Annotated in this window: 6 protein-coding genes; 2 read left to right on the top strand and 4 right to left on the bottom strand. The window is 45.2% G+C overall.

What is annotated here, in order from left to right; translation table 11 throughout:
* From AB4653_RS16215 to AB4653_RS16205, 3 genes are all read right to left on the bottom strand, one after another.
* Window positions 1-336 (bottom strand): YggT family protein (locus AB4653_RS16215; protein WP_372104722.1); only part of this gene is annotated, 336 nt, incomplete at its 3' end.
* Between the two features lie 76 nt (window positions 337-412).
* The gene (gene proC / locus AB4653_RS16210) at window positions 413-1,231 is read right to left on the bottom strand and encodes a pyrroline-5-carboxylate reductase (RefSeq protein ID WP_102258155.1); all 819 of its coding nucleotides are present in this window, start codon (window positions 1,229-1,231) and stop codon (window positions 413-415) included.
* A 63-nt stretch (window positions 1,232-1,294) separates the two neighbouring features.
* Entirely contained in the window at window positions 1,295-2,011 is a 717-nt protein-coding gene (locus AB4653_RS16205) for a YggS family pyridoxal phosphate-dependent enzyme (RefSeq protein ID WP_012604834.1), read from the bottom strand.
* 26 nt (window positions 2,012-2,037) lie between these two features.
* Between AB4653_RS16205 and AB4653_RS16200 the strand changes: the two genes are divergently transcribed.
* Together AB4653_RS16200 and AB4653_RS16195 are read left to right on the top strand one after the other, a co-directional pair.
* Entirely contained in the window at window positions 2,038-3,075 is a 1,038-nt protein-coding gene (locus AB4653_RS16200) for a type IV pilus twitching motility protein PilT (protein WP_012604833.1), read from the top strand.
* Window positions 3,076-3,089: 14 nt separating this feature from the next.
* Window positions 3,090-4,199 carry a PilT/PilU family type 4a pilus ATPase gene (locus AB4653_RS16195; RefSeq protein ID WP_102258156.1) on the top strand — a complete coding sequence of 370 codons (1,110 nt, stop codon included), beginning with the start codon at window positions 3,090-3,092 and terminating at the stop codon, window positions 4,197-4,199.
* 333 nt (window positions 4,200-4,532) lie between these two features.
* Here the strand turns inward: AB4653_RS16195 and ruvX are convergent.
* A partial coding sequence (gene ruvX, locus AB4653_RS16190) for a Holliday junction resolvase RuvX (protein WP_372104719.1) occupies window positions 4,533-4,883 on the bottom strand: 351 nt, incomplete at its 5' end.

Raw genomic sequence — 4,883 nt, 5'->3', positions numbered from 1 at the left:
GAAGATCAAACCACCAGCCGCTTTAAGCAGAGATAGCGCTCCAAATATCAGGAAGCTGATGTCAAATACAGCCGCACCGCCAGAGATAATCAGATTTAGAGCGACGAACTTAAGTACACATAGCACATAAGCGAAAACAACCGTCGCAAGATCAAGGCTGCCGATTGATGGAATTACTCGGCGTAGTGGTGCAACAACCGGTTGTGTCGCTTTTACGATAAATTGTGAGAATGGGTTGTAGAAATCTGCACGTGATGCTTGTAGCCAGATACGCAAGATCACAACCATGATGTAAAGATCAAAAACGGTCGAGATCAGAAAGCTCATCGAGTTCATATTGTTTCCTTTTTCGGATTTACTTGCCGCTTAGATATAACCCGAGCGACAAAATGCTTTTTTACTGTAATTAGTATTAAAACAGTTTTTCCATCTCTTCAGCTCGAGCAACCGCCGCTTGCATGGCTTTTGCTACGATGTCTGAAAGTTGATGGTCGTTAAACGTGCGCAGTGCTTCTGCGGTTGTGCCGCCTTTTGAAGTCACTTGTTCACGCAGTGTAGATAATTCTGTGTCTGGATTTGCAACCACCATCTCTGCCGCACCTAATGCCGACTGCTGCACTAATTTACGAGCGGTTTCCTGGTCGAAGCCTTGGTTGATTGCTTCGGCTTGCATCGCTTCCATAAATAGGAAGAAGTAAGCCGGAGCACTGCCCGCCGCCGCAATGATGTTATTAATCCCAGATTCTTGCTCAACCCAGCTAACTTCACCTACAGCTTGCATCAGCTGAGAAGCAAAGTCTTTATCATTTTGGCTGACCGTTGAATCGGCATAAAGACCGCTCATCCCTTTACCAAGCAGCGATGGCGTGTTTGGCATCACACGAACAAGGTTCAGCTGGCAGTTTAACATCTCATTGAGTCGATTCGCATTAATACCCGCTGCAATTGAGATAACCAGTTTGTTGCTGAAATCGATACCTTGTAAGGGTTTACATACATCAGCCATCATTTGTGGCTTCACCGATAGCACAATAACGTCTGCTTGCTCTGCTGCGGCAATATTATCGCTGGTGGTATTGATGCTGTACTCTTGCTCTAGCGGCAGCCTTCTGGTGTCTGAAGGTGCTGTAGCAGTAATCTTTTGCGCTGGGTAACCACTCGCGACTAAGCCCGCTACAATTGAGCGAACCATGTTTCCCGCCCCAATAAAGGCGATGTTCTTATGTTCCATATATAAAATCCTGAGCGTGTCGCTGCGCGGTTCAAGCGAAGCTGTATCAATACTTGTACTTGGTTACTTACTACGGTTATTCGCGTAATCACGAGCACCAAAGATGGCCGTTCCAATACGAACCATTGTGCTACCAGCCTCAACGGCTGCATCCATATCACCACTCATACCCATTGAAAGGGTATCGATGTCTGGATACTTCGCTGCGAGCTTTTGTTGAAGCTCTGCCAGTTGAGAAAATGCCTTAAGCTGAGATTGATAGTCAGATACGTTTGCGGGAATCGACATCAACCCTCTTAAAGTGAGGTTAGGGAGCGACGAAATCAACTCTGCGAGCGCAAAAACTGTTTCTTCTGACGTTCCTGATTTTGAATCTTCACCACTGGTGTTCACTTGAATGAGCACTTGTAGAGGTGGAAGCTCGTTTGGTCGCTGATCATGAAGCCTTTGTGCGATCTTATCGCGATCAACGGAATGCACCCATTGGAAGCTTTCCGCAATAGGGCGAGTTTTATTAGATTGGATTGGGCCAATAAAATGCCATTCTAAATTTAGGTTAGAATGTTGTTCTGAAAAGTGTTTTACTTTATCGACACCTTCTTGAACATAGTTTTCACCAAAGGCAACTTGACCTCCGAGTGCGGCTTCTAGAATCGCATCAATAGGTTTAGTTTTACTGACGGCTAAAAGTTGCACGGAGTCTGGAGCTCGTCCGCACTTTTGTTCAGCACTACGAATCTGTGAGGTGATTTGTTCGATATTTTGTTGAATACTACTCATAGCTGACTTTACTTAAGGGAAAATAAATGGATATCACTGAGTTACTAGATTTTAGTGTAAAGCATAACGCGTCAGATCTACATCTTTCTGCGGGTGTATCTCCAATGGTACGTATAGATGGTGAAGTAAGGAAGCTTGGAATCCCAGCTTTGAGTCATGCTGATGTGCATCGTTTAGTTTTTGAGATCATGGACGACTCACAGCGCGGTGAGTTTGAGGAAAAATTGGAAGTCGACTTCTCTTTTGAATTACCCAATGTTGGCCGATTCCGTGTTAATGCTTTTAACCAAGCCCGTGGGTGCGCAGCGGTCTTTCGAACCATCCCTGTAGAAATCCCAACGTTAGAGCAGTTGGGCGCACCTGATATTTTTGAAAAAATTGCCAATTATGAAAAAGGCTTAGTGCTGGTGACTGGCCCTACGGGGTCTGGTAAATCGACAACTTTGGCGGCGATGGTTGATTATGTAAACCGTAATCACAACAAACACATTTTGACCATTGAAGACCCAATTGAATTCGTTCACACCAATAATAAATGTCTGGTTAACCAGCGTGAAGTTCATCGTGATACGCACAGCTTTAAAGCGGCGCTACGCAGTGCGTTACGTGAAGACCCGGACGTAATTCTTGTAGGTGAGCTTCGTGACCAAGAGACGATCAGCTTAGCGTTAACGGCCGCAGAAACTGGTCACCTAGTTTTTGGTACTTTGCATACTAGCTCTGCAGCAAAAACCGTAGACCGTATTATCGATGTATTCCCGGGTAGCGACAAAGATATGGTTCGTTCGATGCTGTCTGAATCGTTACGTTCGGTGATTGCCCAGAAACTATTAAAGCGTGTCGGTGGTGGTCGTGTCGCTTGTCATGAAATCATGATGGCGACACCTGCAATCAGAAACTTGATTCGTGAAGATAAAGTCGCGCAGATGTACTCGATTATTCAAACGGGCGCGGCACATGGTATGCAGACCATGGAGCAAAACGCGAAACAACTGATGGCACAAGGCTTGGTTGACTCGGAAGAGGTCGAGAAAAAGATCGAAATTGAAACCTCAATGTTTTAATCAAGGTGAACAAAATGGAATTGAATCAAATTCTTGAAGGGATGCTCTCTCAAAAGGCGTCGGATCTTTATATCACTGTCGATGCGCCAATCCTTTTTCGTGTGGATGGTGAATTACGCCCCCAAGGAGAGAAGCTGAATGCGGCTCAGGTTGCTCAATTACTTGATGCGATGATGGATCAAGATCGACGAGATGAATACAAGCAAACGCGTGAGGCTAATTTTGCTATCGTTCGTAATTTTGGTCGTTTTCGTGTCAGTGCGTTCTTTCAGCGAGAGCTGCCAGGAGCAGTAATTCGTCGCATCGAGACTAACATCCCTACCTTTGAGCAATTAAAGCTTCCTTACGTACTACAAGACCTTTCAATCGCTAAGCGCGGGCTTGTGCTGGTGGTTGGTGCGACTGGCTCTGGTAAATCGACCTCGATGGCTGCGATGACAGGCTATCGCAATACCAATCGTTCAGGTCATATCTTGACGGTTGAAGACCCGATTGAATTCGTACACGAACATAAAAAGTGCATCGTGACTCAACGAGAGGTTGGACTCGACACCGAAAGCTATGAAGTCGCGCTTAAAAACTCGTTACGCCAAGCCCCTGATATGATTTTGATTGGCGAAATCCGTAGTCGTGAAACCATGGAATACGCGATGACCTTTGCTGAAACGGGTCACTTGTGTATGGCAACCCTGCATGCCAATAACGCTAACCAGGCGCTAGAGCGTATTCTTCACTTGGTGCCGAAAGAGCAGAAAGAACAGTTCCTGTTTGATCTGTCGATGAATCTGCGTGGTGTGGTCGCTCAGCAGTTAATACGCGATAAAAATGGCAATGGTCGTCATGGTGTCTTCGAAATTCTGCTAAATAGCCCTCGTATATCTGACTTGATTCGTCGTGGTGAGTTGCATGAGTTAAAAGCAACGATGGCCAAATCGAAAGAGATTGGTATGCAGACTTTTGACCAAGCTTTGTATGATTTAGTGGTTGCGGACAAGATTAGCGAGGATGATGCATTCCATAGTGCAGATTCTGCCAATGACTTGCGTTTAATGCTCAAGACCAAACGTGGCGATGATGACTACGAAACTGGTGCGTTGGCTGGTGTTAAGATTGATATGGGCTAAGTCACGGCTTTGTTGATAAACACAAAACCCGCTTCTGTGGCGGGTTTTATTCGTTTATAACTTAATACATGTTAGATGAGTGCATGTTGGAGCGATGGTTATCATATGAGTAACCGCGCTCCTTTTCTAATTTGATTTTTGACGGGTACTGTTGACCGTCGTAACCCGCGGAACCGCTTCCCATTGAGCTGCATGCCGTTATAGATAACGCTATGAATATTGTTAGAAAAATTTTCATATGAACTCCCAAGTTCTTTTCCTTTATCGCTCCTCCATTACGCAGTTAAAATGGCAAGGGATCATAAGCTTGCTCGAGTTTGCTAAATAAATAACTTAGCCATATTGTGCTTCAAACCAGCTCTCTAGAATTACAACGGCTGATTGATTATCGACGTTACCTTTACTTAGCGCTTTATAGCCGCCCATTTCAAAAAGGTCGGCCCTTGCTTCTGTCGTAGAAAGTCTTTCATCATGCAGTTCAACATCCACACCAAAGCGTCCTTTAAGACGGTTAGCGAATTTCTTCGCTCTGGGTGTAATAGCTGCTAGATCTTTACCATGAAGGTCGGTAGGAAGGCCAACCACAATCAGATTTGGCTGCCATTCCTTAATTTGCTTCTCGATATCGTCCCAGTTTGGGATGCCATCTTTGGCTTTAAAGGCTTTCAGGGGGCTTGCTGTGCC

It is taken from the genome of Vibrio sp. 10N.222.48.A3 (assembly GCF_041475345.1).
GTDB lineage: Bacteria > Pseudomonadota > Gammaproteobacteria > Enterobacterales > Vibrionaceae > Vibrio > Vibrio tasmaniensis_A.
Note: the sequence above shows the minus strand (reverse complement) of the source record. Positions and strands in the feature narration are given on the sequence as shown.

What these genes read in the sequence shown, in the direction of transcription:
- AB4653_RS16205 (WP_012604834.1), bottom strand. Translation starts at nt 2,011, where the DNA reads ATGAGTAGTATTCAACAAAATATCGAACAAATCACCTCACAGATTCGT.
- AB4653_RS16195 (WP_102258156.1), top strand. Translation starts at nt 3,090, where the DNA reads ATGGAATTGAATCAAATTCTTGAAGGGATGCTCTCTCAAAAGGCGTCG.
- proC (WP_102258155.1), bottom strand. Translation starts at nt 1,231, where the DNA reads ATGGAACATAAGAACATCGCCTTTATTGGGGCGGGAAACATGGTTCGC.
- AB4653_RS16200 (WP_012604833.1), top strand. Translation starts at nt 2,038, where the DNA reads ATGGATATCACTGAGTTACTAGATTTTAGTGTAAAGCATAACGCGTCA.